Origin of the sequence: Microbacterium phyllosphaerae, assembly GCF_050628115.1 — a bacterium.
Classification (GTDB): domain Bacteria; phylum Actinomycetota; class Actinomycetes; order Actinomycetales; family Microbacteriaceae; genus Microbacterium; species Microbacterium phyllosphaerae_A.
Window position 1 is genome coordinate 328,884 of sequence record NZ_CP192502.1, and the last position, 24,819, is coordinate 353,702.

The following is a 24,819-nucleotide window of genomic DNA, read 5'->3' on the forward strand; positions in this document are numbered from 1 at the left end:
CGTGCCGTCTGATGCGTGGCCCGGCGGTACGAACTGCGACTGGAACGACTCCTCGGTGTCACGCGAAGCGCACGGGACGCGAGACAATCGAGGGATGAGTCTGTTCGCCCTGGCCCCCAAGCGCGGCCCGCGCTGGCACCTGGCGACGCAGGCGGCTCTGGGAATCGCCGTCCCGATCGCCGCCATGACCCTCCTCGGCGAACCGTCGCTCGGCTACATCGCCGCATCCGGAGCCTTCACCGTCCTGTTCGCCGGCACCGCGCCCGTGATCGACCGGGCGAGGATCCTCCCGTTCGTCGCCGCGGGCCTGATCCTCAGCGCAGCCCTCGGCGTCGCCCTCTCGGCGAGCGCCGTGCTCGTGAGCATCGGCGTCGTCGTGGTGGCGATCGTCAGCGCGGCTCTGGCGTTCGGATTCCGGCTCGGTCCTCCAGGGCCCCTGTTCTTCGTGCTGGTCTTCGGCCTCTCCGCCCACGTCATCGCCAGTTCGCCGATCGCACCGCTCGTCTACATCGCAGCGCTCGCAGCGGGGTGCCTGTTCTCATATCTGGTCGCGATGGCTCCGCTGCTTCTCCCCCGCTCTCGCACGATCGCCGCGCGACCGCTGCGCGAGCTGCTGCCCGGCCCTGCCTTCACGCCCGATTCGCGCCTGCTCCTCGTGCGGGTCGCCATCGTCGCCGTGATCGGAGTGCTGCTGGGCCTGGTGATCGACCCGACGCGAACGTATTGGATCGTCGGTTCCGCCGTCGCCGTGATCGGTGTCGCCGCCGCGCGTCGTGCCGCCGTGCAGCGCGGACTGCACCGGATGCTCGGCACCGTCGTCGGCGCCGGAGTGTACGCGCTGCTCGCACTGCTGCATCCGTCCGGCCTGTGGCTGGCGCTTCTGCTGGGCGCACTGCAGTTCACGATCGAGCTCGTCGTGGTGCGTCACTACGCCCTGGCGCTCGTCTTCATCACTCCGCTGGTGCTTCTGCTGACCGGCGCGGCAACCGGGGACATCGGATCGATGGACGTCGCCTTCGAGCGCATCGTGGACACCGTCGTCGGGGCGGCCCTCGGCGCCGCATCCGGACTGCTCCATCCTCGTGCCGCCGCCAAGACGGGCTGACTCTCGACGCCGATCGGCGCGCGGGGCATACTCGCACCATGAGCCGCGCACCTGAGATCGACGAGTATCATCGCAACCTCGCTCCGGAGGACCGCGAGATCTGCGACCTGCTCGTCACCGAGATCGAACAGGGGCTCCCCGAAGCTGCGGGCAAGGTGTGGCACGCGCACCCGGTCTGGTTCCTCGACGGCAATCCGATCGTCGGCTACCACCGACTGAAGGATGCCGTGCGTCTGATGTTCTGGAGCGGCCAGTCGTTCACGGGCGGCGGGCTCACCGCGTCAGGGACGTTCCAGGCGGCCGAAGCGAGGTATCTCGACGCCGCTGAGGTCGACACCACAGCCCTCGCCGGCTGGCTCGCCGAATCACGCCTGATCCAGTGGGACTACGAGCACATCCGCACGAATCGCGGGTTGGTGAAGCGCACCGAGTTCTGACCGGGCACCGGGAACACCCAGCGCATTCCGCCGGTTGCACAGGGAGGACCGAGAGGGAGCCCGATGGAACTGACGCTCGTCACATCCGCGTTCTGCGGAGCCTGCTCGCGCACCCGCTCGGTTCTGACCGATGCCGCACGGTTCCTGCCGGATGCCACGATCACCGAGATCGACGTCGCGCGCGAGCCCGATGCCGCCGAAGCGCTCGGCATCCGCTTCACGCCGCCCGTCATCATCCGCGACTCGTCGGGCGCCGAGGTGTTCCGCGCCGAAGGCGTGCCGACCGTGCCACAGGTGCTCACGGCGGCAGTGAAGGCACTCCCGTCCTGAGCCGCCGCGCACGCTCTTGCGGATGTCCGACCCCCGGCGAAGAATGAGCGTGCAGCGGGGTCGTCGTCGACTCCGCATCACATGACTGGGGGCAGCACCATGGCGAATCTCAACCCGTATCTCTCGTTCCGCACCGAGGCGCGGCAGGCGATGGAGTTCTATCAGAGCGTGCTCGGCGGTGAGCTCGACATCAACGTCTTCGGCGAGTTCCCTGACATGGTCCAGAACCCGGATCAGAAGGATCTCGTGATGCACGCGCAGCTCACGACCGACGACGGGCTCGTGCTCATGGCGTCGGACACGCCCGACGGAATCCCGTTCGAGCCGCCGCAGGGCTTCTCGGTCTCGCTCAGCGGCAACTCGCAGGAGCGCACTCAGGTCGTCTGGGATGCACTGGCCGACGGTGCGGCCATCACGATGCCGCTCGACACCCCTCCGTGGGGTGGCACGTTCGGCATGCTCGTCGACCGCTTCGGCGTGCCGTGGATGCTGCACGGCGACCCGGAATGACCCTGCTCGGCGTCGTCCGACCCGCTGCCGACCGGAATCCGACCCGGTGACTGCGAGACCCCTCCTGCCGTGAGCGGCGGGAGGGGTCTCGGCGGTCGCTGGTCGGATCTCGGATCAGCGCAGGTCGGATCTCGGATCAGCGCGATTCGGCTGTCGGATCAGCGCAGCGCCTTGGCCTCGATGAAGGCGCGGAGCTCGTGCTCGTCATCGGCCATCTCGGTCGTGCGCTGCGCGGCATCGAGCATCGTGCGCAGCTCGGACGAGTACTCGAGCTCGACGCCGATCGCCTCACGGATCGTCTCGGCGAACTTCTGCGGCTTCGCGGTCTCGAGCACGAGCATCGGAACGCCGGGCTCGAGGTACTCGCGGGCGACCTTGACGCCGTCCGCCGTGTGCGGATCGATGATGTCGCCCGACGCGTCGTACACCGCCTTGATGGTCGCGAGCCGGTCGTCGTGGGTGGAGGTTCCGCTGACGATGCCGAACTCCTCGACGAAACGCTCGAGGTCTGCGGTGAAGTCGAAGTACCCCTGCGTGTCGAGTTTCTGCCACGCGCTCACGACGCGAGCGGCATCGCGGCCGACGAGCTCGAAGATGAAGCGCTCGAGGTTCGAGGCCTTCGAGATGTCCATGGACGGGCTCGACGTGGCGAGGGTCTGGGCTGCGCTGCGCGGACGGTAGACGCCGGTGCGGAAGAACTCGTCGAGGACGTTGTTCTCATTCGCTGCGAGCACCAGGCGACGGATCGGAAGACCCATCTGCTTCGCGAAGAAACCCGAGAGGATGTTGCCGAAGTTGCCAGATGGCACCGTGAACGACACCTCGGTCCAGCCGCCGGCATCCGTCGCACGCAGCCATGCCCAGAAGTAGTACACGACCTGGGCGGTGATGCGGGCGAGGTTGATCGAGTTGACAGCGCCGAGGTGCTGGGCGCGCTTGAAGTCGAGGTCGCCCGCGAGCTGCTTGACGAGGTTCTGGCAGTCGTCGAAGACGCCGTCGACCACGATGTTGTGGATGTTCTCGTCATCGAGCGAGAACATCTGCGCCCGCTGGAACGCGCTCATGCGCCCCTTCGGGGAGAGCATGAAGACCGAGATGCGGTCTTTGCCGCGCAGCGCGTGCTCGGCAGCGGAACCGGTGTCACCGGACGTCGCGCCGAGGATGTTCAGCACCGAGCCCTTGCGCTCCAGCGCGTACTCGACGACCTGGCCGAGGAACTGCATGGCCATGTCCTTGAACGCCAGCGTCGGCCCCTCGGACAGCCCCACGAGCGTGAGGTCGTCGCCGATCGAGCGCAGCGGAACGACCTCTTCGGGGAACGGCTCGTATGCGGCGGCCGTCATGCGTGCGAGATCGACACGAGGGATGTCAGTGGCGAAGAGCGCCAGCACCTCCGTAGCCAGCTGCGGGTACGTCAGTGCGCGCCAACGCTCGAGCGTCTCGCCGTCGACCGTCGGCATGGTCTCGGGAACGGCCAGGCCGCCGTCGGGAGCGAGCCCTTCGAGCAGAGTCTCGCAGTACGGCAGCGGCTGCATGCCGCCTCGGGTGGAGATGTACTGCACGGGTGCTCCTCGGATCGGAATCGGCACGGGACTTCCATTGTCGCAGGTGGTCGGGAGGTGATTGCGCGAACTCCCGAGACTCCGCGATCAGAACAGGGATGCGGGCAGCGCACCCTCGTGCTCGAGCAGCCAGCGCTTGGTCGCCAGCCCCTGTCCCGGGGCACCGCCGGAGTATCCTCCCAGCCCGTCGCCCGCGACGACGCGATGGCAGGGCACGATGATCGGCACCGGATTGGCACCCATGATCGCGCCGATCCCTCTCGCGGGCACATCGGTGCCGCTGCGCCGAGCGAGTCCGCCGTAGGTCAGCGTCTCTCCATGACCCACCGTCTCATAGAGCGCTGTCAGGACCGCACGGGTGGTGTCGGTCTGCCGACCGAGATCGACGGGCAGGTCGAACTCCCGCAGCGCGCCAGCGAAGTACGCGGTCAGCTGCGCGAGCGCTTCTGCGAGCAGCGGGTCCGGCTCGGCATCCGTCTCGGCATCCGGCTCCGCCGGCGGATCCGAGCGCCAGGTGACCTTCCGGATAGCCGTCCCGTCGCTGACGATGCCGATCTCGCCGATGGGAGAGAGCAGGGTTCCGAACGAGGGCATGGCGAGAGGCTACCGCGACTCGGGGCAGCGGCCTGGACCTAGCGCCTTTGAGGTGTGGAGGCAATGGTATTCCGCTTCCGGTTCTCACCTCTTAGCGTGGAGCCCATCAACAGAATCAGGAGCCCTCATGACTGCGAAGACCCATACCGCGCATGACCACCAGCCCGTACAAGGCCAGGCTCCCGCGAAAGCGCCCACGCCTGTCGAGCCCCTGTACGAACGCGTCGACCTCGACCGCTACGTCGTGCTCCACGAAGGGCCCGTCGGCTACGTCGAACACGTGCATCCGGTGTTCGTCTGCTACGTCGGACACCCCTATCACCAGGCCGATGAGGTCGCGCAGGTGCATGACTTCCATGACGCCGTGAAGACCGTCCTGCACCGCGCCGTCGCGACTCGGCGCGCTCTGTGAGCCACGACGTCTGGCCCGGTTCGCCGTACCCCCTCGGGGCGACCTTCGACGGACAGGGCACCAACTTCGCGCTGTTCAGCGAGGGAGCGGAGAAGGTCGAGCTGTGCCTCTTCGACGATGACGGCGTCGAGGAGCGTGTGCTCCTCGAAGAGGTCGACGCGTTCGTGTGGCACGGCTATCTGCCTTCGGTGCAGCCCGGCCAGCTATACGGCTACCGCGTGCACGGCCCCTACGAGCCCACGCAGGGTCAGCGGTTCAACCCGAACAAGCTCCTCCTCGACCCGTACGCGAAGTCAGTGGCTGGGCGCATCGACTGGGGGCAGCCCCTCTTCGGTTACGACTTCGGCGACCCGGACTCGCGCAATGACGATGACTCGGCTTCCACGATGGTCAAGGGCGTCGTCATCAACCCGTTCTTCGAGTGGGCCGGCGACCGCCTTCCCAAGACGCCGTACGCGCAGACCGTCATCTACGAGGCGCACGTCAAGGGCCTCACCGAACTGCACCCCGACGTTCCCGAAGAGCTGCGCGGCACCTACGCGGCGATCGCGCACCCGTCGGTCATCGATCACCTCGTGCATCTGGGGGTCACCGCCATCGAGCTGATGCCGGTGCACCAGTTCGTGTACGACTCCACCCTGCTGGAGAAGGGCCTGACGAACTACTGGGGCTACAACACCCTGGCGTTCTTCGCGCCCCACAACGACTATTCGTCCAGCGGGCAGCACGGTCAGCAGGTGCAGGAGTTCAAGGCGATGGTGCGCGCTCTGCACGCCGCGGGCATCGAGGTCATCCTCGACGTGGTCTACAACCACACCGCCGAGGGCAATCACATGGGCCCGATGCTGTCGATGCGAGGCATCGACAACGAGGCGTACTACCGCCTCGAAGAGGACCGTCGGTACTACACCGACTACACCGGCACCGGGAACAGTCTCAACGCCGGCAACCCGCACGCGCTGCAGCTGATCATGGACTCGCTGCGCTACTGGGTCACCGAGATGCACGTCGACGGCTTCCGCTTCGACCTCGCGTCGACTCTCGCGCGCGAGTTCTACGACGTCGATCGTCTCGCGGCGTTCTTCGAGCTCGTGCAGCAGGATCCGATCGTCTCGCAGGTGAAGCTCATCGCCGAGCCGTGGGATGTCGGCCCCGGCGGATACCAGGTGGGCAACTTCCCGCCGCAGTGGACCGAGTGGAACGGCAAGTACCGCGATACCGTGCGCGACTTCTGGAGAGGAGAGCCCCAGGCTCTCGGCGAGTTCGCCTCGCGCCTGACGGGCTCCGCCGACCTCTACGAGCACTCCGGCAGGCGCCCGGTGGCATCCATCAACTTCGTCACGGCGCATGACGGCTTCACGCTGCGCGACCTCGTCTCGTACAACGAGAAGCACAACGACGCGAACGGGGAGGACAACAACGACGGCGAATCCCACAACCGCTCGGAGAACAACGGGGTGGAGGGGCCGACCGACGACGAGGCCGTGAACCGCATCCGCGCCAGGCAGCAGCGCAACTTCCTGGCGACACTGCTGCTGTCTCAGGGCGTGCCGATGATCGCGCACGGCGACGAACTCGGCCGCACTCAGGACGGCAACAACAACGGCTACGCCCAGGACAACGCGCTGACCTGGGTCGACTGGGATGCTGCGGATCGCCCCCTCGTCGAGTTCACCGCCGCCGTCGCCAGACTCCGCCGCGCGCATCCGACCTTCCGGCGCAGCCGCTTCTTCGACGGTCGTCCGGTGCGCTCCGAAGACGGCGAGCGTGTGCCCGACGTGGTCTGGCTCCGCCCCGACGGCCGCCGGATGCAACCGGAGGACTGGGACTCGGGCTTCGGCCTCGCGATCGGCATGTTCCTCAACGGTCAGGGCATCCGCGAGAAGGACCGCCGTGGCCGACCGGTCGCGGATCAGAACTTCCTGATCTACTTCCACAGCGGGGCGGAGGCGATCGACGCCATGCTTCCGGACGACCGGCACGGACGCGCTTGGGAGGTCGCGATCGACACCGCCTCAGACCGGGCGGGCGGCACGCCGCTCGACGCGGGAGCTCCCGTGACGCTCGAGGCTCATTCCCTGCTGGTGCTGCGCGAGGTCGACCAGACCGAGGTGCCGACGGACGACTCCGTCGAGGCATCGCTGCGCATCCAGACGGAGCGCGCCGAGACGCCCTCGCCCGCACCGAGCCCGGAGCTGCCTCGATGACCCGACGCCCTCTCTCGACGTATCGACTGCAGATCAGGGCGGGCTTCACGCTCGACGACGCCGCGGCGGTCACTCGCTACCTGGCCGAGCTCGGCGTCTCCTGGGCGTACCTGTCGCCACTGCTCGCGGCCGTGCCCGGGTCCGACCACGGATACGACGTCGTCGACCACTCCCGGATCGACGACGCCCGCGGCGGCCCCGAGGGACTGGAGCGCTTCGCCGCCGCCGCACGAGCTGCGGACCTCGGCATCCTCGTCGACATCGTCCCGAACCATGTCGGGGTGGCGCTCCCCCGCGCCAACCCGTGGTGGTGGGACATGCTGCGGCTCGGTCGCGCATCGAGGCACGCGGTGGCCTTCGACGTCGACAAGAGGGTGTCAGAGGGTCGGGTGCGACTCCCGATCCTGGGGTCCTCGCCCACCGAGGTCCTCGCCGCAGGGGAGCTCGTCATCGACACGACCCCCGCGGACGATGCTCCCGACGGAACCCTGAGCTACTTCGATCATGTGCTGCCGCTGGCTCCCGGCACCGGCGCTCTGGCAGAGGATCTTCCTGCTCTGCTCGAGGCCCAGCACTACGAGCTGCGGTTCTGGGAGGACCAGAACACCGACCTCGACTATCGCCGCTTCTTCGCCGTCTCGGAGCTCGCGGGCATCCGCGTCGAGCTTCCGGACGTGTTCGACGAATCGCACCGGGAGATCGCGCGGTGGATCACCGACGGACTCGCCGACGGACTGCGGGTGGACCACCCGGACGGGCTGGCGCACCCCGGCGACTATCTGGAACGTCTCGCCGACGCGACCGGCGCCGCCTACACCCTGGTCGAGAAGATCCTGGAGCCCGGCGAGGAACTGCCCGCCTGGTGGCGCACCGAGGGCACGACAGGCTACGACGCTCTGGTCGAGATCGATCGGGTGCTGATCGACCAGTCGGGCGTCGATGAACTCGACGCCCTCGACGCCCGGTTGCGCGCCGAGACCGGTCTGCCGGTGGCACAGCCGTGGCATGATCTGATCCTCACCACGAAGCGCAAGGTCGCCGACGAGATCCTGCAGTCCGAGATCCGCCGACTGGTGCGCGCGCTGCCGTTCGGCATCGTCGGAGCGGAGGATGCTCTGACCGAGATCGTCGCGAGCTTCCCCGTCTACCGGGCGTATCTGCCGGCGGGACGCGAGCACCTGCAGCACGCGATCGACGACGCCACCCGCCGACGGCCCGATCTCGCCGAGTCGATCGCCGAGCTCGCGCCGCTGCTCTTCGACACGACGCTCGAGGTGGCGGAGCGGTTCCCGCAGGTCACCGGAGCGGTGATGGCGAAGGGCGTGGAGGACACCGCGTTCTACCGTTTCACCCGGCTGGGCACGCTGACCGAGGTCGGTGGCGACCCGTCGATCGGGTCTCTCTCGGTCGAGTCGTTCCACGATGCCCAGCGGTCCAGGCTCGCCTCATGGCCGCACTCGATGACCACACTGTCGACGCACGACACGAAGGGCTCCGAAGATGTCCGTGCCCGACTGTCGGTGCTCGCCGAGGTCCCTGAGCGCTGGTCCGAAACGCTGACGGAACTTCGCGCCGTCGCGTCGACCGGACACGGCCCCCTCGATGCGCTCCTGTGGCAGGCAGTCGTGGGAGCGTGGCCCGTCTCGACCGAGCGCCTGACCGCCTATGGCCTGAAGGCCGCTCGCGAGGCCGCCGAGGGCACCGGATGGCAGCATCCGGACGCCGAGTTCGAGAGGGGCGTCACGGCGATCGCCGAGGCCGCCAACGGCTCAGCACGACACATCGTCGAGCGGTTCGTGAACGAGATCGTCGCCCCCGGCCGTGTCAACTCGCTGTCCGCGAAGCTGCTTCAGCTCGCGGCGCCCGGTGTTCCCGACGTATATCAGGGCACCGAGCTGTGGGACCACTCGCTCGTCGACCCCGACAACCGTCGTCCGGTCGACTTCGCCGAGCGGTCCGCGCTGCTGCGGCTCCTCGACGAGGACGCCTCCCGCGGCATCCTCCCTCCGATCGACGACTCCGGACTCGCGAAGATGCTCATCACCTCGAGGACTCTGCGCCTGCGCCGTGACCACCCCGACCTCTTCCGCGGATACCGACCCGGCGCGGTCGCAGGACAGGCCGCCGACCACGCGATCGCCTTCGATCGCGGCGGGGTGCTCACGGTGGCCACTCGGCTGCCGGTCGGTCTGGCGCGCCGGGGAGGATGGGGAGACACCGTGCTGATGCGGCCCGACCTCGCCGCCGTCGATGTGCTGACGGGTCGACGCATCGCCGGAGGTCCTGTTCCGCTGGCGGAGCTGCTCGACACCTATCCGGTCGCGCTCCTGGTGGAGGAGCGATGATCTCGGTCTGGGCACCACGGGCGAACACCGTGCGGCTGCGGCGCCTGACCCCCGCATGCGTGCTGATCTCGGAACACGACATGACGCCGACCTCGGCGAAACCGGGATGGTGGAGCAGCGACGTCCCGATGTCCGAAGGTGAGCGCTACGGCTTCCTGCTCGACGGGAGCGATGACCTTCGGCCCGATCCCCGGTCTCGAAGACAGCCTCGCGGTGTGCATGGTCCGTCCGCTCTGTTCGACGCCGCGCGGTTCGAGTGGACCGACACGAGCTGGACGGGTCGGCCGCTCGAAGGCGGAGTGATCTACGAACTGCACGTGGGCACCTTCACGCCGGAGGGGACTCTCGACGCGCTGATCGGGCGCCTCGATCACCTCGTCGGGCTCGGGATCACGCACATCGAGCTGCTCCCGGTCAACGCGTTCAGCGGCATGTGGAACTGGGGCTACGACGGAGTGCTCTGGTATGCCGTGCACGAGGCCTACGGCGGCCCCGCCGGATACCAGCGGCTCGTGGATGCGGCGCACGCCCGCGGCCTCGCGGTGATCCAGGATGTGGTCTACAACCACCTGGGTCCGAGCGGCAACTACCTGCCCGAGTTCGGGCCGTACCTGCGCGACGGCGAGCACACTTCCTGGGGCGAATCGGTGAACCTCGACGAGCCGGCGGTGCGCGAGTACATCATCGAGAACGCCCTGATGTGGCTGCGCGACTTCCATGTCGACGGGCTGCGTCTCGACGCGGTGCACGCGCTCCACGACGACCGCACTCCGCACCTCCTGCACGAGCTCGCCGAGCGGGTCGACACGCTCTCCGCCGAGCTCGATCGCCCGCTCAGCCTCATCGCGGAGTCCGACCTGAACGACCCGACGCTCATCCTGCCCCGCGACGCCGGCGGATACGGGCTCACGGCGCAGTGGTCCGACGACTGGCATCACGCGGTCCATGTCGCCCTCACCGGTGAGACCGACGGCTACTACGCGGACTTCGCCGCGCCGGATGCCGTGGCCAAGGTGTCGGAGGGCGGCTTCTTCCACGACGGCACCTACTCCTCTTTCCGCGGCCGCACGCACGGTGCTCCCCTACCCGCGACCGTCCCCGCCTGGCGCCTCGTCACCTTCGCGCAGGACCACGACCAGATCGGCAACCGGGCCGCCGGCGACCGCCTCGCAGCTTCGCTGTCGCCGGGCCGCCTCGCGGTCGCTGCGGTGCTCACGCTGACCGCCCCGGGCACGCCCATGCTGTTCATGGGTGAGGAGTGGGCCGCATCGACGCCCTGGCAGTTCTTCACCTCGCACAAGGAACCCGAACTCGCCCGGGCCACCGCCGAGGGGCGCATCTCCGAGTTCGCGCGCATGGGCTGGGACCCGACGCTGGTGCCCGATCCGCAGGATCCGGCGACGTTCGAGCGCTCGCACCTCGACTGGAACGAGCTCGGCGACGAGCCGCACGCCGAGCTGCTCGACCTCTACCGCCGCCTGATCTCCCTGCGGCACGAGCGCGCCGAGCTCACCGATCCCGACATGGCGCAGACGACCGTCACCGTCTCGCATCGAGATGCGTCTCCGGATGCCCGTGCGTACCGCATCGACCGCGGACACCTCTCAGTGCTCGTCAACCTGACGGCGGACGACGTCGAGTTCGACCTGGAACCGGATGCCCGAGTGCTGCTGGAGACGGCGCCCGGCCGGATCATGGCCCGCACGATCTTCGTGCTGCCGGAGTCGGCGGTGATCGTCGGCCCGCCCTACTGATCGACGTCACCCCGCGGCGAGCGCCTTCGCGAAGCACAGCGAGAGGTCGCTCTCCACGTAGTGGCCGTAGAGCGGGATCGGCGTGTACCCCTCGCGCTCGTAGAAGCGCACCGCATCGGGCTGCGCCGTGCCGGTCTCGAGCACCAGGCGTCGGATGCCGAGCTCGCCGGCCGCCCGCTCGAGAGCGGTGAGCAGCGCGGTGGCGGCTCCCGTTCCGCGCGCCTGCGGAGCGGCGTACATCCGCTTGATCTCCGCGACGCCTTCGCCGAGCACATGGTCATCGAGCGGGCGCAGGCCACCGCACACGATCGCCTCTCCGTGCGGGTCGCGCGCGAGCAGGAAGACAGGTACGTCGTCGGCCGAAGGGATGACGCCGGGCTCGTGATCGTCGCTGCCGTATCGGGCGTCGAGCTCGACCCGCTGCGCGGCGCGCAGCCGCTCGGCATCCGGGTGGGTCCAGGCCACGCGCTCGATCGTCACACTCGTCATCAGTCGTTCTCCTTCGCTCCCGCGTCCGTTCGCAGAGCCACGCTATCGATCCGGAGTTTCGGCGATGTTGCCAACTTCGAGTTCAGGTTTCGCTGAGTTCAGGGTTTTCTGTACTGTTGTGGTGTGACTCTCACGGCCTCCCCCACCCACACCGCCGCCGTCGCCCGGCTGGGACACGCCCTGTCCGACTCGACGCGCGCGTCGATCCTGCTCGCGCTCCGCGAAGACCCCGCGTATCCCTCCGACCTCGCCGAGCAGCTCGGCGTGAGTCGACAGCTGCTGTCGAACCACCTCGCGTGTCTGCGCGGGTGCGGTCTCGTCGAGAGCGTCCAGGACGGCCGTCGCAGCCGATATCAGCTCGCGGATCCGCACCTCGTCCCGGCACTCGACGCCCTGCTGCAGGTCGTGCTGATCGTCGAGCCCGACTGCTGCGACGGCGAAGGATGCTCCTGCTGATGACCACTGTCGCCCCAGCCCCCGCCCGTCGCGCGACGCTGCACCGTCGCATCCGACTCATCGTGGCGTTCACGATCGTCTACAACGTGATCGAGGCGATCATCGCGATCACGGCCGGGTCCCTCGCGTCATCCTCCGCACTCATCGGCTTTGGCCTCGACTCGAGCATCGAGGTGCTGTCGGCTGCGGCCGTCGCCTGGCAGTTCACCCGCCGCGACCCCGAACGGTGGGAGAAACCGACGCTGCGGGTGATCGCGGTCGCCTTCTTCGCCCTCGCGATCTACGTGGTCGTATCCTCCGCGCTCTCGCTGATCGGCGGCGAGCGCCCCGCACACAGCACGGTCGGCCTCGTCCTCACCGCCGTGAGCGTCGTCATCATGCCTCTCGTCTCCCTCGCGGAGCGACGTGCAGGGCATGAGGTCGGCTCGGCCACAGCGGTCGCCGATTCGAAGCAGACGCTGATCTGCACCTATCTGTCAGCCGCCGTGCTGATCGGTCTCGCGCTCAACAGCCTGTGGGGCTGGTGGTGGGCGGATGCCGTCGCAGGACTCGTCATCGCGATCTTCGCCGTGCGCGAAGGCGTGGAGGCCTGGAAGGGCGACGCGTGCGCCACCTCGGTGGGCATGATCCTCGACGACGGACATGACCACGGACATGACCACGACCACGACCACGACCACGACCATCACCGCTGACGAGCGAGCCTCCGGGTTCAGATCCAGCCGCGCTCCTCGGCGAGCAGCACGGCCTGCTGCCGGGTTCCGACCGACAGCTTCGCGAGCACGGCCGAGATGTGATTGCGCACCGTCCCAGGGGCGAGCGACAGAGCCTTCGCGATCTGACCGGTCGTCTGGCCACGGCGACCTGCGCGCAGCACATCGAGCTCGCGGTCGGTGAGCGGGGATCGTTCGTCGCTCAGCGCATCCGCTGCGATCTCCGGATCGACGTATCGAGCACCGGCCGCGACCCTGCGGATCACGTCGGCGACCTGATCGGCCCCGCGGGACTTCGGCAGGAACCCCGAGACGCCGGAGGCGAGCGCCCGGCGCAGCACGCCCGGCCGAGCATGCCGGGTGACGACGACGCACCGCGTGGCGATCGCCCTGTTCAGCCTCTCGGCCACTTCGACGCCGTCGAGTCCCGGCATCTCGAGGTCGAGCAGGCACACGTCCGGCGTCAACCTCAGAGCCTCGGCGAGCGCCTGCTCTCCGTCTTCGCACTCGGCGACGACCTCGATGTCGCCCTCCAACCGCAGCAGTGCCGCGAGCGCCGAACGGATCATCCCCTCGTCGTCGGCCAGAAGCACCCGGATCATCGCGACCCTCCTCGCTCTACGGACGCGCCCTCGCCCGCGGGCACCGTGACCACGACGGAGAAGTCCCCACCCTCGTCATGGATCTCCAGCGTGCCTCCTGCCTCGGCGATGCGCCGCCTGACCCCGTCGAGGCCCGAGCCGACCGGCTCCCGCGCGGCATCGGCATCCACGTCGTTCACGACTTCGTAGCACCACCCCTCCGGCACCCTCTTCAGCGTGAGCCGCGCGTGGCGTCCGGCACCGTGCCGCAGGACGTTGGTGGTCGTCTCGCGGATCACAGGCCCGAGAGCGGATGCCGGTGCATCGTCGGCATCCGGCGCGATCTCCGCCTCCACCGCGAGGCCCGCGGCGCTGAGGAGGTCGCGCGCGTTCGCCACCTCGTCGCCCAGCGGCACCGAGCGGAAGCGGGTCGCGAGATCGCGCGTGCCCTGTCGCGCCTCGTCGACACTCACCCTGGCGGCCTGCAGCTGCTCGAGGGCAGCATCAGGATCGAGACCCATGAGTCGCTCGGCGAGTTCGAGCTGCAGTGCGATCACCTGCAGATGGTGTCCCTGCAGATCGTGCACGTCGGTGGCGACGCGAAGGCGCTCCTGCGTCGCGGCGAGCCTCGACTCGGAAGCGCGCGCCCGGTCGAGCGTGACCAGGACGTCCCACCACCACAGCGAGCTCACCGACATCGCCGGGATCAGGATCGCGTACAGCGCCGGCAACCACCCCGGCGCACCGGGCTCCATGGCACCGCGGGCACCGTCGATGAACGCCAGGCAGAAGAGCAGCACGGTCGTCAGGACCACGATCCGCAGCCGCACGCCCTTCGGCCAGTTGAGCAGCGCGACCGACTGCGCGATCGGCATGACTGCGAGCAGCCAGCTGTCGGTCACGAAGCCTGCCAGCGCGCCGTAGCCAGCCGCGATCAGCAGCGGAAGAGCGATGCGCGTCCACGGGATGCCGGGGTCAGCGTCGACGCGGTGGCGATACGCCCACAGCAGGATCGCGGTCGACAGCCACCAGACGATGCCGCCGGCGCCGACGATCACCGGCGCGGCCGCGTCACCTGGCGAGGCGAACGCCTCGAGTGTCCACACCAGCACCAGGAAGAGCTCGAGGAACACGACGGCCGAGAACGTGTACCACCAGGTCGCAGTGATGCCACGAGCCAGCTGGCGGGCTCCGAGCGACGGGTCGCCGGGTGGCTCGACCAGCGGGGATGTGCTCTGCATGCCCCCACGATACGGGCGTGACACATGTCACGGATGCCGTGGGCGAACCACCCGGAAACGAGTGACGCCCCGACACTGCCGCCGAGAGCGGAGGAGCGATGGACTGGATACATCGCGGCGGAGACACCGGCGCTCAGACCATAGGAGCAATCCAATGAACCTCATCGAGACCTTCCAGGGCTTCGTCGCCCAGGTTCCCGAACTCGTCCAGCCGCTCATCGTCGCCCTCGCGGGTGCCATCCCCTTCATCGAGGGCGAGGGTGCCGTCTCTATCGGCATCATCGGCGGCATCCACCCCGTCGTCGCAGCGATCGCGGCGATGGTGGGCAACTTCCTCTGCGTCGCCGTGCTCGTGATCGCGAGCTCGGGTGCCCGCACGGCGATCGTGAACCGCAATCGCAGCCGTGAGGCCGTGTTGGCCGGAACGACCGGCGGCGCGGCCGAGGCGATCCCCGCGGACTCCGAGCGCGGAGGAGCACGCAAGGAGAAGTTCCAGCGGGCGTTCGAGCGCTACGGAGTTCCCGGAGTGAGCCTCCTGGGTCCGCTGCTGCTGCCGACCCAGTTCACTGCCACGATGCTCGCCGCCGCCGGCGTGGGCAAGGTCCGCATCCTGATCTGGCAGGCCGTCGCCATCATCGGGTGGACCACGATCGTCGCCGTGATCGTCGGCAGCGCCGTCTACGCGATCCGCTGATCGGGCGGTCGCACGAACAACGGGTGGTCGCCGATCGGCGACCACCCGTTGTCTACGCACGTACCACGCTCAGCGACGACCCGCGCTCACTCGCCGCTTCACCGAGACGGCGGTCGCGAGCCCACCGCCGACGATCAATGCGACCGCGAGGGCGAGGAAGCCCGACCCGTCGGCGCCACCCGTCAGCGCCAGCTCGCCGGGAGCTGTGGCCGGCGTCGGGTTCGGGGATGGCGGCTGCGTGGAAGTCGGGGTCGGGGTCGGCTCGACCACCGGAACCGGGTTCGCGACATTGGTGAGGGTGAGAACCACCCCTGCCGCTGTTCCGGGCGTGACCTCGTAGGTGCCATTGCCCGCATCGACGACTCCCTCACCGGAGATCGTCCACGTGCCCCAGGTCACTCCCTCCACGACCGGGAGATCGATCTCTTCGACGACGAAAGTCGATCCGAGGGGAGCACGATCGCTGATGACCGACTGACCGACGGGCACGACCATCGTCTTGGCCGGAGCGGTGGAGCCCTTGACCGAGTACCGCACGGTGTACGTCGCGGCCCGTGCGGCAGCTGCCTGGGGCCCTGTCAGCGCCTTCGAGATCGAGAAGCTCGCGTACGTCACTCCGGTGCCGTCGCCGCCGCCGGATTCGGTGACCGTGTGGGTCGCGGACGTCTCGAACGTGTCGACGACGGCGCGATTGCCGAAGACCTCTCCCTTCACCACGGGACCATCCGCCTGCGTGTAGTACGTCAGCTCATAGGCGAAGTCTCCGGCCGGCAGCCCCGAGGCGGCGAGTTCGAAGGACTGGCCATCGTCGGCGAACACGATCTGGTATCTCGACGGGTCGACCGTGATCCAGTCTCCGACGAGGTCGCCGTTCACGACCGCTCGCTGCATCATCCGCACCTCACCGGTGTAGCGGTGTCCCGTGAGGCCAGCCTCGAGGGTGTCCGCGATCGTGAAGGAGCCGTCAGCGACATAGCCGCTCGGAATACCGACCACCCACCTAAGCCGTCCGTCAGTCGCGGTCGCGTTGCCGTACTTATAGGGCTCTCCCTCTTCCGCAGGATTCTCAGCCACCACTCCGCCCTCCCCCGGGAGGTCGGTGATCTCGATCGTGTCGCCCAGGTCGAACTCGACGGTCTCGCTGGTCGTCGACTGCGAAGCGCGCGCCTCCATCCAGAATGAACCACCGACCTCGTCGAGTCCCTCGACCGCATCGGTCAGAGTGCACACCATCTCCGGCCCCTGGCCGGTGGACACCACGCAGTTCGCCATGATCAGCCCGGCCTCAGGGTCTGCGATGGTGAACTCGCCAGCGGACTGCCGGCTGAACTCCGCGGGGAGGGTCATCCCGAACGTCTCCCCTGCGCGTGCTCCCGCCGGAACCGCCCACGTTCCCGAGATCCGCACGACCTCGTGCTGCACCAGCGGCCCCCCGTTCGGATCCTCGAGGACGACACCGCTGATCGCGCCCGGATAGGTGACGGTCGGCGCAGCTGCGGCAGGCAGAGCAGCCCCCAGCATTCCGACCGCGCCCATGATCATCCCCATGATGATCGCGAGGACCGCTCGGCCTCGCATCCCCTTCTTCGCCCCGTCGATCGCCCTCTGTCGGCCGATCGTCCTTGTGTGCGCGCGCACGTCAGTGCTCTCTCCGGTCATCGTCTTCCCCAGTCCGATATTCGAGCCGCTCCCAGTCGCGACTCATCTAAGAGACCAGACGATCGCGATCTGATTACGCCGTTACCGGAATACAGCACCGATATGCCAGCACAGCAGCTTGTGCGACTCGCAGAGACGAGGAGAACAGGGACTCCTGATATGCACAGGATTAATACACTAGATTGGATTCGTTCATCCTCGATCCGGCAGCGAAGCCCGGTCAGAGCCACGTGCACCCGATGAGCACGCGGTGCACACACCCGCATGCGGAGGTCCACCAATGCCGATTCCCACATCGTCGAAGCCCGAACTCAAGCGTCGACTGTTGAAAGACGAGGCGTACGACGCCATTCGACGGGCGATCATGGACGGTTCCTTCCAGCCGGGAGAGCACCTCGACGACGTCGCGCTGCAGGAGTGGCTGGGCATCTCCCGCACCCCCATCCGCGATGCGCTGATGAACCTGCAGCGAGACGGACTCGTCGAGATCGTGCCGCAGGCCCACACCAAGGTCGTCGATGCCCACCCCGAGGTCGTCGAAGCGAACATCCAGACTCTCGGCGTCGTGCTCGGCGGCGTGGTCAGGGTCACCGTGCCTGCGCTCGACGCGTCCGCGCACCCCGCACTCACCGCGGCGACCCGTGTGGCACGCGATGCGGTGGCCTCGCGAAACAGACGGGCGCACGTGGACGCGGCGCTCGAGGTCTACAGCGCGATCATCGACCTGTGCCCCAATGCCGTGCTCAAGGGCGTAGCCCAGGAGACGGTCACGCGACTGGTCTTCCAGGTCCAGCTGACGATCGACACCCGCGAACCGAACTGGGATCTCCTCGCCGACTGCTGGCAGCGGTTCGACGCCGCGCTCGCCGATCACGACCCGATCGCCGCCGAGCTGGCGTTCGAAGAGATGCACCGTCTACCGCTCCCTTACGACACCCAGTGGGCGCCGGCGACCTGGACGACCAAGTAGCGAGCCCCCTCACCGGCTGCTTCGCCACCGACGTCTGAGAAGTGCCCCACCCGAGAATCGGACGATGTGGATCTCGAGCGCGGACGACGGCGGCGGATGGCCGAGCGCTGACTCCAGCGCACGGAGACTGACCGGAACGACATCGGCGAGCACGCTTGCGCGCACCCGCAGCCCGTGGTCGGGAATGTCGATGATCCACCATCCCCGATCCGTGTGGACAGTGATGTCGAAGCGCGGAGTCGCGCGCGCGGACTGACTCATGAGCATCCTTGGGAACGAAGCGGTGAGTGGGCCCGGACGGGCCCACTCACCTGTGTCGATCTCCGGAACGGGGAAGCGTCCGGAGATCTGCGGGCGGGCGTCGAGGAGAGGCGCCCGCCCGAGTCACGTCAGGAGACCGTGGTCTCCCTCCGGCGACGGATGACCAGGAGCACGGCACCGCCGATGGCGAGGCCACCCGCCAGTGCGATGAGGCTCCAGGCGATCGTCTGTCCGGTCTGCGCGAGGGCTACGGCCGGGCCGTCGACCCGGTCGGTGTCGCTCGTGGTGCAGCCGTCTTCGTCGAAGCACCCCTGATCCGTGGTCACGGAGGCGTGGTTGATGACGGTGTCGCCGTCAGCCGCATTCGGGGCGACCGTCACCGACACGCGCACGACCTTCTCGGCCCCTCCGGCGAGGTCGCCGAGGTTCCAGGTCACGGTGCGCGTCGCGCTGTCGTACGTGCCGCCGTCGGATGTCGAGACGAACGTCGTGTTCGCCGGCAGCTCATCGGTGACGACGACTCCAGTCGCTGCCCACTCCGCACGATTCGTGACCGTGAGGTCGTAGTCGAGCTGCTCGCCGGGAGCGACGACCGTCTTGTGGTCGTCCTTCACGATCGACACGTCGGGGGTGTGATCGGTGTCGCCCGTCTCGCAGTCCTCCGCGATCAGGCATCCCTCATCGGTGGTGACCGTCGCCCGGTTGACGATGGTGTCGCCGGGCGGGGTCTCGTCCTTCACGATGGCGGTGACCTGCACGAGTGCGCTGTCTCCTGCGGCGAGTGTTCCCAGGTTCCACGTCACCGCGTGCGTGTCGGCGTCGTAGACGCCGCCGTCACTCGCACTGACGAAGGCGAGCTGAGCAGGCAGCTCATCGGTCACGACGACGCTCGTGGCATCGGTCTTGGCCGAGTGGTTGCGCACCGTCAGGTCGTACGTCAGCTCCTCGCCGAGTCCGACGACCGTCTTGTGGTCGTCCTTCTCGATCGACACACGCGGCGGCGTGATGTCGACATCGGTCGACTCGCACGTGGCGGTGTCCTCGCAGCCGTACTTCGTGTCCACGAGCGCGACGTTGGCGATGTCCGCGTCGGTCGGGGTGTCGGCCTTGACGACGGCAGTGACGTGCACGGTGCGCACCGCTGCCGCGGCGAGATCTCCCAGGTTCCAGGTGACCGTATGCGCATCCGCGTCATACATTCCTCCGTCGCTGGCGCTCTCGAATGTGAGCTCTGCCGGAAGGGTGTCGGTGACGACGACTTCTTCGGCTTTCTGAACGGACGACGTGTTGGTCACGCTGAGGTCGTACCTCGTCGCCTCACCGGGCGCGACCACCGTCCGGTGATCGTCCTTCACGATCGTGACGGCCGGCGGAGTCCTGTCCACGTCGGTGGACTCGCAGGTCGCGGGGTCGATGCATCCTTGATCCGTGGCGACCGTCGCCACATTCGCGATGTCGGTGTCTGCCGGGGTCCCGCTCTTCACCGCACCGGTGACGGTCAGGGTGAGAGTCGTGTCTGCGGGAAGGTCGCCGATGTCCCAGCTGACCGTGTGAGCGGCCGCGTCATAGACACCGCCGTCTGCCGCGGATTCGAATGCGAGTTCGGCGGGCAGGACGTCCGTCACGACCACACCGGTGGCGGCCTGCGTGGCCGAGGTGTTCGTCACGACGATCTCGTACGTCGTCGACTCGCCTGGTCTGATCACCGACCGGTGATCGTCCTTGACGATCGTGACAGCAGCAGGCGGGGCGATCGGATGCTCCGTGCAGGTGTCGTCACCATCCTCGCAGGTCGGAGGCGGAGTGCCACCCGTCTTGACGACGAAGTTGTCGGCCTGGTGGTCGACTCCGTCGGCATACGGCTTGACGGTCACCGAGAAGGTGAGGGTTGCTCCCTGATCATGCGGGATGGAGCCCGTCCACACGATGTCGCCGCCTGGCGCCACGGTGAAAGTCCCGGCGGAGGCGGTGGCGTCGCCGTTGTAGACGGCTTCGGCGAGGACGTCGGACATCGAATCGGTGACGTCGAACGCAATGACGGCGCCCGCAGGCGAGTCCGCCGTGGGCTCGACGTGGAGCGAGTACGCGATCACGTCGCCCTGGCCGACGAGACTGCCGGAGGCCGGATCCGAGGTCTTCGAGACGGTGTAGTCACCGACGACCAGCGTGGCGCATTCCGGTCCATCCAGTCCCACCACGTCGGTGACGTGGGTGCCGGGGCAGTTGTCGAAAGATCCGGTGGCGGCAGCGGTGACCGAGACCGACACCTCGCACGATGCCTGACCGGAGTCGAGGTCGCCGGACACGGCGAGCGCCTGGCCGTCGATCGACACCGAGCCGTCGGTGCAGGTCGTGGCGACCGAGGCCGGATCGGGTCGTAGATTCGGGTCGAGGCTGTCCACGAACGACCACCCGCGTTTGGCGGAGAGCTCGCTCGTGTTCACGACCGTGAACGTGAGCGTCGAGGTCTTGGCCGTATCCGGCTCGGAGAACGCCTTGTGCAGCGTCGGGGTCACATCGACGACGCGGATGTTGTCGAACGCGGCGTCGTTTCCCTGACGGCTTCCCGAGCCGTTGACGAGGCGGATGCCGAGCGCCGTGCCCGAGTAGAGGACCGATCCGTCCGAGTAATAGGTGCCGGAGTGCAACGGCCCCCAGCCCACGCCATCAGGATCGGTGATGCCTCCCGGAGGAGTCACGCAGGGATTGATCGGCTTGTCGTCGATGACGGCGATCGGGTCTCCGGCGCCCGTGAGGTAGAACATGTACGCCGGGTCTTCGCCGGGGATGCTCACGGGGAAGCCGTATTCGCCGACGCAGGTGACGGCTGCCGCATCGACCGAGAAGGTGAGGAAGCGGCCTGACGGCACAGGGATCTGCGCTCCGGCGGTCTCGAACTCGGTCTGGGAGGCACCACCCGGGAGGGACCATCCCCAGTCGCCGCTCTCGGGGTAGGGATCGGACGATGCGGAGACAGCGCGGTTGGAACCGGGGACTGCACCGTGGAGGGCGCCGATCGCATCGGAGAGAGGGCCGATGAGCTGCTGCCATGCTCCGTCCTGGCAGTCCATCGCGGCCTGAGCGGGCTGCGCGTCAGTGGAACTCGCCACCCACCCGTTGCAATAGTCGAGCCAGTCCGCCGAGGCTCCGTACGTCGTTCCGTTCAGCCCGACGTAGTCGGAGAGGGCGACGGCCGACGAGGTGTTCTCGAAGTCCTCGAGGTACAGGACCTCGGGGTCCTCGGGCGTCGGAACGGCGGCCGCTGCGGCTGCGGCCACCCGGTCCATCGAGGACGAGGCGGGCGTCGGACTCGCAGCGAACGCCGGCGCGGCGATTCCGCCGGCGAAGAGGGCCGCGACGACACCGCTCGCCGCGGCGAGCTTCCCCAGGCGTCGCGTACGCGCGCCGGTGTCTATGGCAGTAGTCATTGGATGTGGCTTTCTGAGAGGGCTCCGCACGAACGGCAGAGCGACTCCTGAATCGTACCACAATTAAAATATTAGGGTTCTAGTCCTCTAATCGTTGATGCATCAGAGTCACAGGGGCGCAGCGGCCGATCTGACCGACCTGTGTCGGTAGGTGAAGCGCGACCCCCGTGAAAACGCGGGTGAGTCATGAGACGTGGAGGCTGCCGTCGCATCAGCGCCCGAGCCATCCTCCGTCGACCGGCAGGGTGATCCCCGAGACGTAGTCGGACGCCGGTGCGGCGAGGAACACCGCGGCTCCGCCGATGTCGGACGCCGCACCCCAGCGTCCTGCGGGGATGCGCTCGAGGATCGACCGTGATCGCTCCGGATCATCCTGCAGCGCCTGAGTGTTGTCGGTCGCGATGTAGCCAGGAGCGATCGCGTTCACCGTGACCCCGCGCATCGCCCACTCGTTCGACAGCGCTTTGGTGAGGCCGGCGATCGCGGACTTCGCCGCCGCATAGCCCGGCACGTTGATGCCTCCCTGGAAGGCGAGCAAGGAGGCCGTGAAGATGACCCTGCCGCGACCGCGCTCCAGCATGCCCTGCGCGAGCGCCTGGGTGAACGCGAACTGGCTCGAGAGATCGACCTGTATCACCTCGTCCCACCATTTGCTCGGATGCTGGGCGGCGGGGGCGCGACGGATCGTGCCCGCATTGTTGACCAGGATGTCGACGGGCCTGTCACCGAGGCGGGCGCCGAGAGCGGCGACGGCCTCGGGGTCGGCGAAGTCGCACGCGAAGGCCTCGAACGCGCGTCCGCGCGCGGCGACGGCATCCCCCACCGCGCTCCGCGTGGGATCGATCGACGCACTCACCGCGATGATGTCCGCCCCCGCGTCAGCGAGGGACTCGGCGATCGCTCGGCCGATGCCGCGGGACGCGCCCGTCACGACGGCGAGACGTCCGGTGAGGTCGAACGGGCCGCTCATTCGCCCGCTCCGACGTCGACGAGGATCTTCAGCGCGGTTCCCTGCTCCAGGTCGTCGAATGCCGACTGCACCTGCGAGAGCGGGACGACCTTGGTGATCAGCAGCTCCGTCGGGATCGCCCCCTCCGCGAGCAGTGCGACCGCCGTGTCGAAGTCGCGCCGCTCGTAGACGCGGGCACCGAGCAGCCGCAGCTCGCGCCAGAACACCCGCTGCAGGTCGATCGGCCGCGGAGTCGGATGGATCGCGACGACCACGATCGTTCCGCGGACCTTCGCCAGCGACGTCGCCCCCCGCACCGCGGCCTCCGCGCCGGAGACCTCGAAGACGACATCGGCCCCCGCCCCTTCCGTCCACCTGTGCACCCAGGCATCCTGGTTCGTCACACGCGGATCGAGCGTCTCGAACCCGAGCCCGGCGATCTGCGCGCGTCGGGATGGTGCCAGCTCGATCACCGCGACGTCGGCACCGAAGTGGCGGGCGACGCTCGCGATGAGCACACCGATCGGCCCCCCGCCGATCACGACGACCTTGTCGCCGGGGCCGAGTTCAGAGCGTCGCACATCGTGCACGGCGACCGCCGTCGGCTCAGCCAGCGCGGCGATGTCGAGGGGCATGTCGTCGGGCAGGGGGATCAGCCACTCGGCGCGGACGTTCCAGCGCTGCTGCAGTGAGCCAGGGGAGTCGATCCCGACGAAGTCGAGGTTCTGGCAGATGTGCTGATGTCCGGCGAGGCACGCGGGGCAGGTGCCGTCCCACTCCAAGGGCATGACCGTGACCCGGTCGCCGACCGCCCATCCCTCGACGCCCGGCCCGATCTGCTCGACCGTGCCGCTCATCTCGTGCCCGAAGACCAGAGGAGTCGTCACGCGCGAGTCCATGGATCCGTGGATGATGTGCAGGTCGGTGCCGCAGAGGCCCGTGAAGGCGACGGCAAGCTGCACCTCTCCGGCGGCGGGCGCCTCGGTCGGCCGGTCTGCGACCTCGACCCGACCCGACCCGATGTACGACACGCTCTGCATGACAAACTCCTCGCACCCTTAAAGATATGATGAATTCACTGTAGCGCGAATGGAGAATCATGGACGGTCGACTTTCGCCCGGGCGGCTCGCACTCCCCCCGATCGGCCTCGGCGGCAGCGCCTTCGGCAACCTGTACCGGGTGACGAGCGATGAGGACTGCGCTGCCGCCATCGATGCCGCCTGGGATGCCGGCGTGCGCTACTTCGACACAGCCCCCCACTACGGGCTCGGGCTGTCCGAGCGCCGGTTGGGCGCGCTTCTCGCCGATCGACCGCGGTCGGAATGGATCCTGTCGACCAAGGTGGGTCGCCTCCTCGATCCCACCCCCGAGCACGCCGACCGCCTTGACGACGACTTCGCGGTGCCCGCCACGCACCGCCGTGTGTGGGACTTCTCGCGCGACGGGATCCTGCGCTCCCTCGAAGCGAGCCTCGAGCGACTCGGCCTCGACCGGATCGACGTCGTGTATCTCCACGATCCAGACGAGCACTGGGAGCAGGCGTCGACCGCGGCCGTCGACACCCTCATCGAGCTCCGGGACCAGGGCGTGATCACGGCGATCGGTGCCGGGATGAACCAGTCGCCGATGCTCGCGGAGTTCGTGCGCCGGTGCGACATCGACATCGTCATGCTCGCCGGCCGCTACACACTGCTGGATCGCTCTGCCGAAGCGGATCTGCTCCCTCTCGCGCAGGAGCGCGGAGTCGACGTCGTGGCCGCAGGCGTGTACAACTCCGGCCTGCTCAGTCGTGCACACGTGGACCCGGCCTCGCGGTTCGACTACCTGGCGACGCCTGGTCGCCTCGTCCGGCGCGCATCGCGCCTCGCCGAGATCTGCCGCTCGCACGGAGTGACGCTGCCCGACGCCGCCGTGCAGTTCCCGCTGCGGCACCCGGCGGTCGCGTCGGTCGTGATCGGCGCGCGGGATCGCCAGCAGGTCGAACAGGGCATCGAGCGCGGCTCGGTAGCGATTCCAGAATCCCTGTGGGACGAGATCGATGCGTGGCTGAGCGACGACAACCTCTCGCCCACAGACGAATTCATTCGATGATTACCGATAGAGTGTAAGCAACACTGCCGT

The 24,819-nt window shown here is 68.2% G+C and carries 23 protein-coding genes; 13 read left to right on the forward strand and 10 right to left on the reverse strand.

Going from position 1 to position 24,819, the window contains the following annotated elements:
* The first annotated feature begins 94 nt into the window (after window positions 1–94).
* The 4 genes from ACQ4LY_RS01500 (at window position 95) to ACQ4LY_RS01515 (ending at window position 2,382) form a co-directional block, all read left to right on the forward strand.
* Window positions 95–1,105 (forward strand): FUSC family protein, encoded by a 1,011-nt coding sequence (locus ACQ4LY_RS01500; protein ID WP_431074230.1) that lies wholly within the window; start codon window positions 95–97, stop codon window positions 1,103–1,105.
* A 38-nt stretch (window positions 1,106–1,143) separates the two neighbouring features.
* The gene (locus ACQ4LY_RS01505) at window positions 1,144–1,542 is read left to right on the forward strand and encodes a hypothetical protein (RefSeq protein ID WP_431074231.1); all 399 of its coding nucleotides are present in this window, start codon (window positions 1,144–1,146) and stop codon (window positions 1,540–1,542) included.
* Between the two features lie 63 nt (window positions 1,543–1,605).
* On the forward strand, window positions 1,606–1,872 hold the full coding sequence (locus ACQ4LY_RS01510; RefSeq protein ID WP_431074232.1) for a glutaredoxin family protein: 267 nt from the start codon (window positions 1,606–1,608) through the stop codon (window positions 1,870–1,872).
* An 81-nt stretch (window positions 1,873–1,953) separates the two neighbouring features.
* Window positions 1,954–2,382: a VOC family protein gene (locus ACQ4LY_RS01515; RefSeq protein ID WP_431074233.1), complete on the forward strand. Its 429-nt coding sequence runs from the start codon at window positions 1,954–1,956 to the stop codon at window positions 2,380–2,382.
* Between the two features lie 158 nt (window positions 2,383–2,540).
* Here ACQ4LY_RS01515 and thrC read toward each other — a convergent pair whose 3' ends face one another.
* On the reverse strand, window positions 2,541–3,944 hold the full coding sequence (thrC, locus tag ACQ4LY_RS01520) for a threonine synthase (protein WP_431074234.1): 1,404 nt from the start codon (window positions 3,942–3,944) through the stop codon (window positions 2,541–2,543).
* An 87-nt stretch (window positions 3,945–4,031) separates the two neighbouring features.
* Window positions 4,032–4,538, reverse strand: a complete 507-nt coding sequence (locus ACQ4LY_RS01525; RefSeq protein ID WP_431074235.1) for a methylated-DNA--[protein]-cysteine S-methyltransferase — start codon at window positions 4,536–4,538, stop codon at window positions 4,032–4,034.
* Window positions 4,539–4,665: 127 nt separating this feature from the next.
* Between ACQ4LY_RS01525 and ACQ4LY_RS01530 the strand changes: the two genes are divergently transcribed.
* The 4 genes from ACQ4LY_RS01530 to treZ are packed head-to-tail and all read left to right on the forward strand — an operon-like array spanning window position 4,666 to window position 11,256.
* Window positions 4,666–4,950 (forward strand): hypothetical protein, encoded by a 285-nt coding sequence (locus ACQ4LY_RS01530; protein ID WP_431074236.1) that lies wholly within the window; start codon window positions 4,666–4,668, stop codon window positions 4,948–4,950.
* On the forward strand, window positions 4,947–7,157 hold the full coding sequence (gene glgX / locus ACQ4LY_RS01535) for a glycogen debranching protein GlgX (protein WP_431074237.1): 2,211 nt from the start codon (window positions 4,947–4,949) through the stop codon (window positions 7,155–7,157). Before ACQ4LY_RS01530 ends, glgX begins: the two co-directional genes overlap by 4 nt.
* The gene (gene treY / locus ACQ4LY_RS01540; protein ID WP_431074238.1) at window positions 7,154–9,502 is read left to right on the forward strand and encodes a malto-oligosyltrehalose synthase; all 2,349 of its coding nucleotides are present in this window, start codon (window positions 7,154–7,156) and stop codon (window positions 9,500–9,502) included. Before glgX ends, treY begins: the two co-directional genes overlap by 4 nt.
* Window positions 9,499–11,256 (forward strand): malto-oligosyltrehalose trehalohydrolase, encoded by a 1,758-nt coding sequence (treZ, locus tag ACQ4LY_RS01545; protein ID WP_431074239.1) that lies wholly within the window; start codon window positions 9,499–9,501, stop codon window positions 11,254–11,256. The genes treY and treZ overlap by 4 nt, the downstream gene beginning before the upstream one ends.
* A gap of 6 nt (window positions 11,257–11,262) precedes the next feature.
* Here treZ and ACQ4LY_RS01550 read toward each other — a convergent pair whose 3' ends face one another.
* On the reverse strand, window positions 11,263–11,745 hold the full coding sequence (locus tag ACQ4LY_RS01550; protein WP_431074240.1) for a GNAT family N-acetyltransferase: 483 nt from the start codon (window positions 11,743–11,745) through the stop codon (window positions 11,263–11,265).
* 123 nt (window positions 11,746–11,868) lie between these two features.
* On the opposite strand from ACQ4LY_RS01550, the gene ACQ4LY_RS01555 reads away from it, so the two are divergent.
* Together ACQ4LY_RS01555 and ACQ4LY_RS01560 are read left to right on the forward strand one after the other, a co-directional pair.
* The gene (locus ACQ4LY_RS01555; protein WP_431074241.1) at window positions 11,869–12,201 is read left to right on the forward strand and encodes an ArsR/SmtB family transcription factor; all 333 of its coding nucleotides are present in this window, start codon (window positions 11,869–11,871) and stop codon (window positions 12,199–12,201) included.
* Entirely contained in the window at window positions 12,201–12,896 is a 696-nt protein-coding gene (locus ACQ4LY_RS01560; RefSeq protein ID WP_431074242.1) for a cation diffusion facilitator family transporter, read from the forward strand. Before ACQ4LY_RS01555 ends, ACQ4LY_RS01560 begins: the two co-directional genes overlap by 1 nt.
* 17 nt (window positions 12,897–12,913) lie before the next feature.
* Here ACQ4LY_RS01560 and ACQ4LY_RS01565 read toward each other — a convergent pair whose 3' ends face one another.
* Window positions 12,914–13,516, reverse strand: coding sequence for a response regulator transcription factor (locus tag ACQ4LY_RS01565; RefSeq protein WP_056309526.1), 603 nt, complete (start codon window positions 13,514–13,516; stop codon window positions 12,914–12,916).
* The gene (locus ACQ4LY_RS01570) at window positions 13,513–14,736 is read right to left on the reverse strand and encodes a sensor histidine kinase (RefSeq protein ID WP_431074243.1); all 1,224 of its coding nucleotides are present in this window, start codon (window positions 14,734–14,736) and stop codon (window positions 13,513–13,515) included. Before ACQ4LY_RS01570 ends, ACQ4LY_RS01565 begins: the two co-directional genes overlap by 4 nt.
* 154 nt (window positions 14,737–14,890) lie before the next feature.
* On the opposite strand from ACQ4LY_RS01570, the gene ACQ4LY_RS01575 reads away from it, so the two are divergent.
* Window positions 14,891–15,430 (forward strand): small multidrug efflux protein, encoded by a 540-nt coding sequence (locus ACQ4LY_RS01575; protein WP_431074244.1) that lies wholly within the window; start codon window positions 14,891–14,893, stop codon window positions 15,428–15,430.
* 69 nt (window positions 15,431–15,499) lie between these two features.
* On the opposite strand, the gene ACQ4LY_RS01580 is transcribed toward ACQ4LY_RS01575, so the two are convergent.
* Entirely contained in the window at window positions 15,500–17,089 is a 1,590-nt protein-coding gene (locus ACQ4LY_RS01580) for an Ig-like domain-containing protein (RefSeq protein WP_431074245.1), read from the reverse strand.
* A 280-nt stretch (window positions 17,090–17,369) separates the two neighbouring features.
* Between ACQ4LY_RS01580 and ACQ4LY_RS01585 the strand changes: the two genes are divergently transcribed.
* The gene (locus ACQ4LY_RS01585) at window positions 17,370–18,059 is read left to right on the forward strand and encodes a GntR family transcriptional regulator (RefSeq protein WP_431074246.1); all 690 of its coding nucleotides are present in this window, start codon (window positions 17,370–17,372) and stop codon (window positions 18,057–18,059) included.
* 9 nt (window positions 18,060–18,068) lie between these two features.
* Here the strand turns inward: ACQ4LY_RS01585 and ACQ4LY_RS01590 are convergent, their stop codons facing one another.
* The 4 genes from ACQ4LY_RS01590 to ACQ4LY_RS01605 all read right to left on the reverse strand — a co-directional run bounded on the left by ACQ4LY_RS01590 (window position 18,069) and on the right by ACQ4LY_RS01605 (window position 23,737).
* Window positions 18,069–18,320, reverse strand: coding sequence for a hypothetical protein (locus ACQ4LY_RS01590; protein ID WP_431074247.1), 252 nt, complete (start codon window positions 18,318–18,320; stop codon window positions 18,069–18,071).
* 128 nt (window positions 18,321–18,448) lie between these two features.
* Window positions 18,449–21,748 carry a COG1361 S-layer family protein gene (locus tag ACQ4LY_RS01595; protein WP_431074248.1) on the reverse strand — a complete coding sequence of 1,100 codons (3,300 nt, stop codon included), beginning with the start codon at window positions 21,746–21,748 and terminating at the stop codon, window positions 18,449–18,451.
* Window positions 21,749–21,959: 211 nt separating this feature from the next.
* On the reverse strand, window positions 21,960–22,718 hold the full coding sequence (locus ACQ4LY_RS01600; protein WP_431074249.1) for an SDR family oxidoreductase: 759 nt from the start codon (window positions 22,716–22,718) through the stop codon (window positions 21,960–21,962).
* Complete coding sequence (locus ACQ4LY_RS01605) at window positions 22,715–23,737, reverse strand: zinc-dependent alcohol dehydrogenase (protein ID WP_431074250.1); 1,023 nt, start codon at window positions 23,735–23,737, stop codon at window positions 22,715–22,717. The genes ACQ4LY_RS01600 and ACQ4LY_RS01605 overlap by 4 nt, the downstream gene beginning before the upstream one ends.
* A 59-nt stretch (window positions 23,738–23,796) precedes the next feature.
* Between ACQ4LY_RS01605 and ACQ4LY_RS01610 the strand changes: the two genes are divergently transcribed.
* Window positions 23,797–24,789 carry an aldo/keto reductase gene (locus ACQ4LY_RS01610; protein WP_431074251.1) on the forward strand — a complete coding sequence of 331 codons (993 nt, stop codon included), beginning with the start codon at window positions 23,797–23,799 and terminating at the stop codon, window positions 24,787–24,789.
* The last annotated feature ends 30 nt before the right edge of the window (window positions 24,790–24,819 follow it).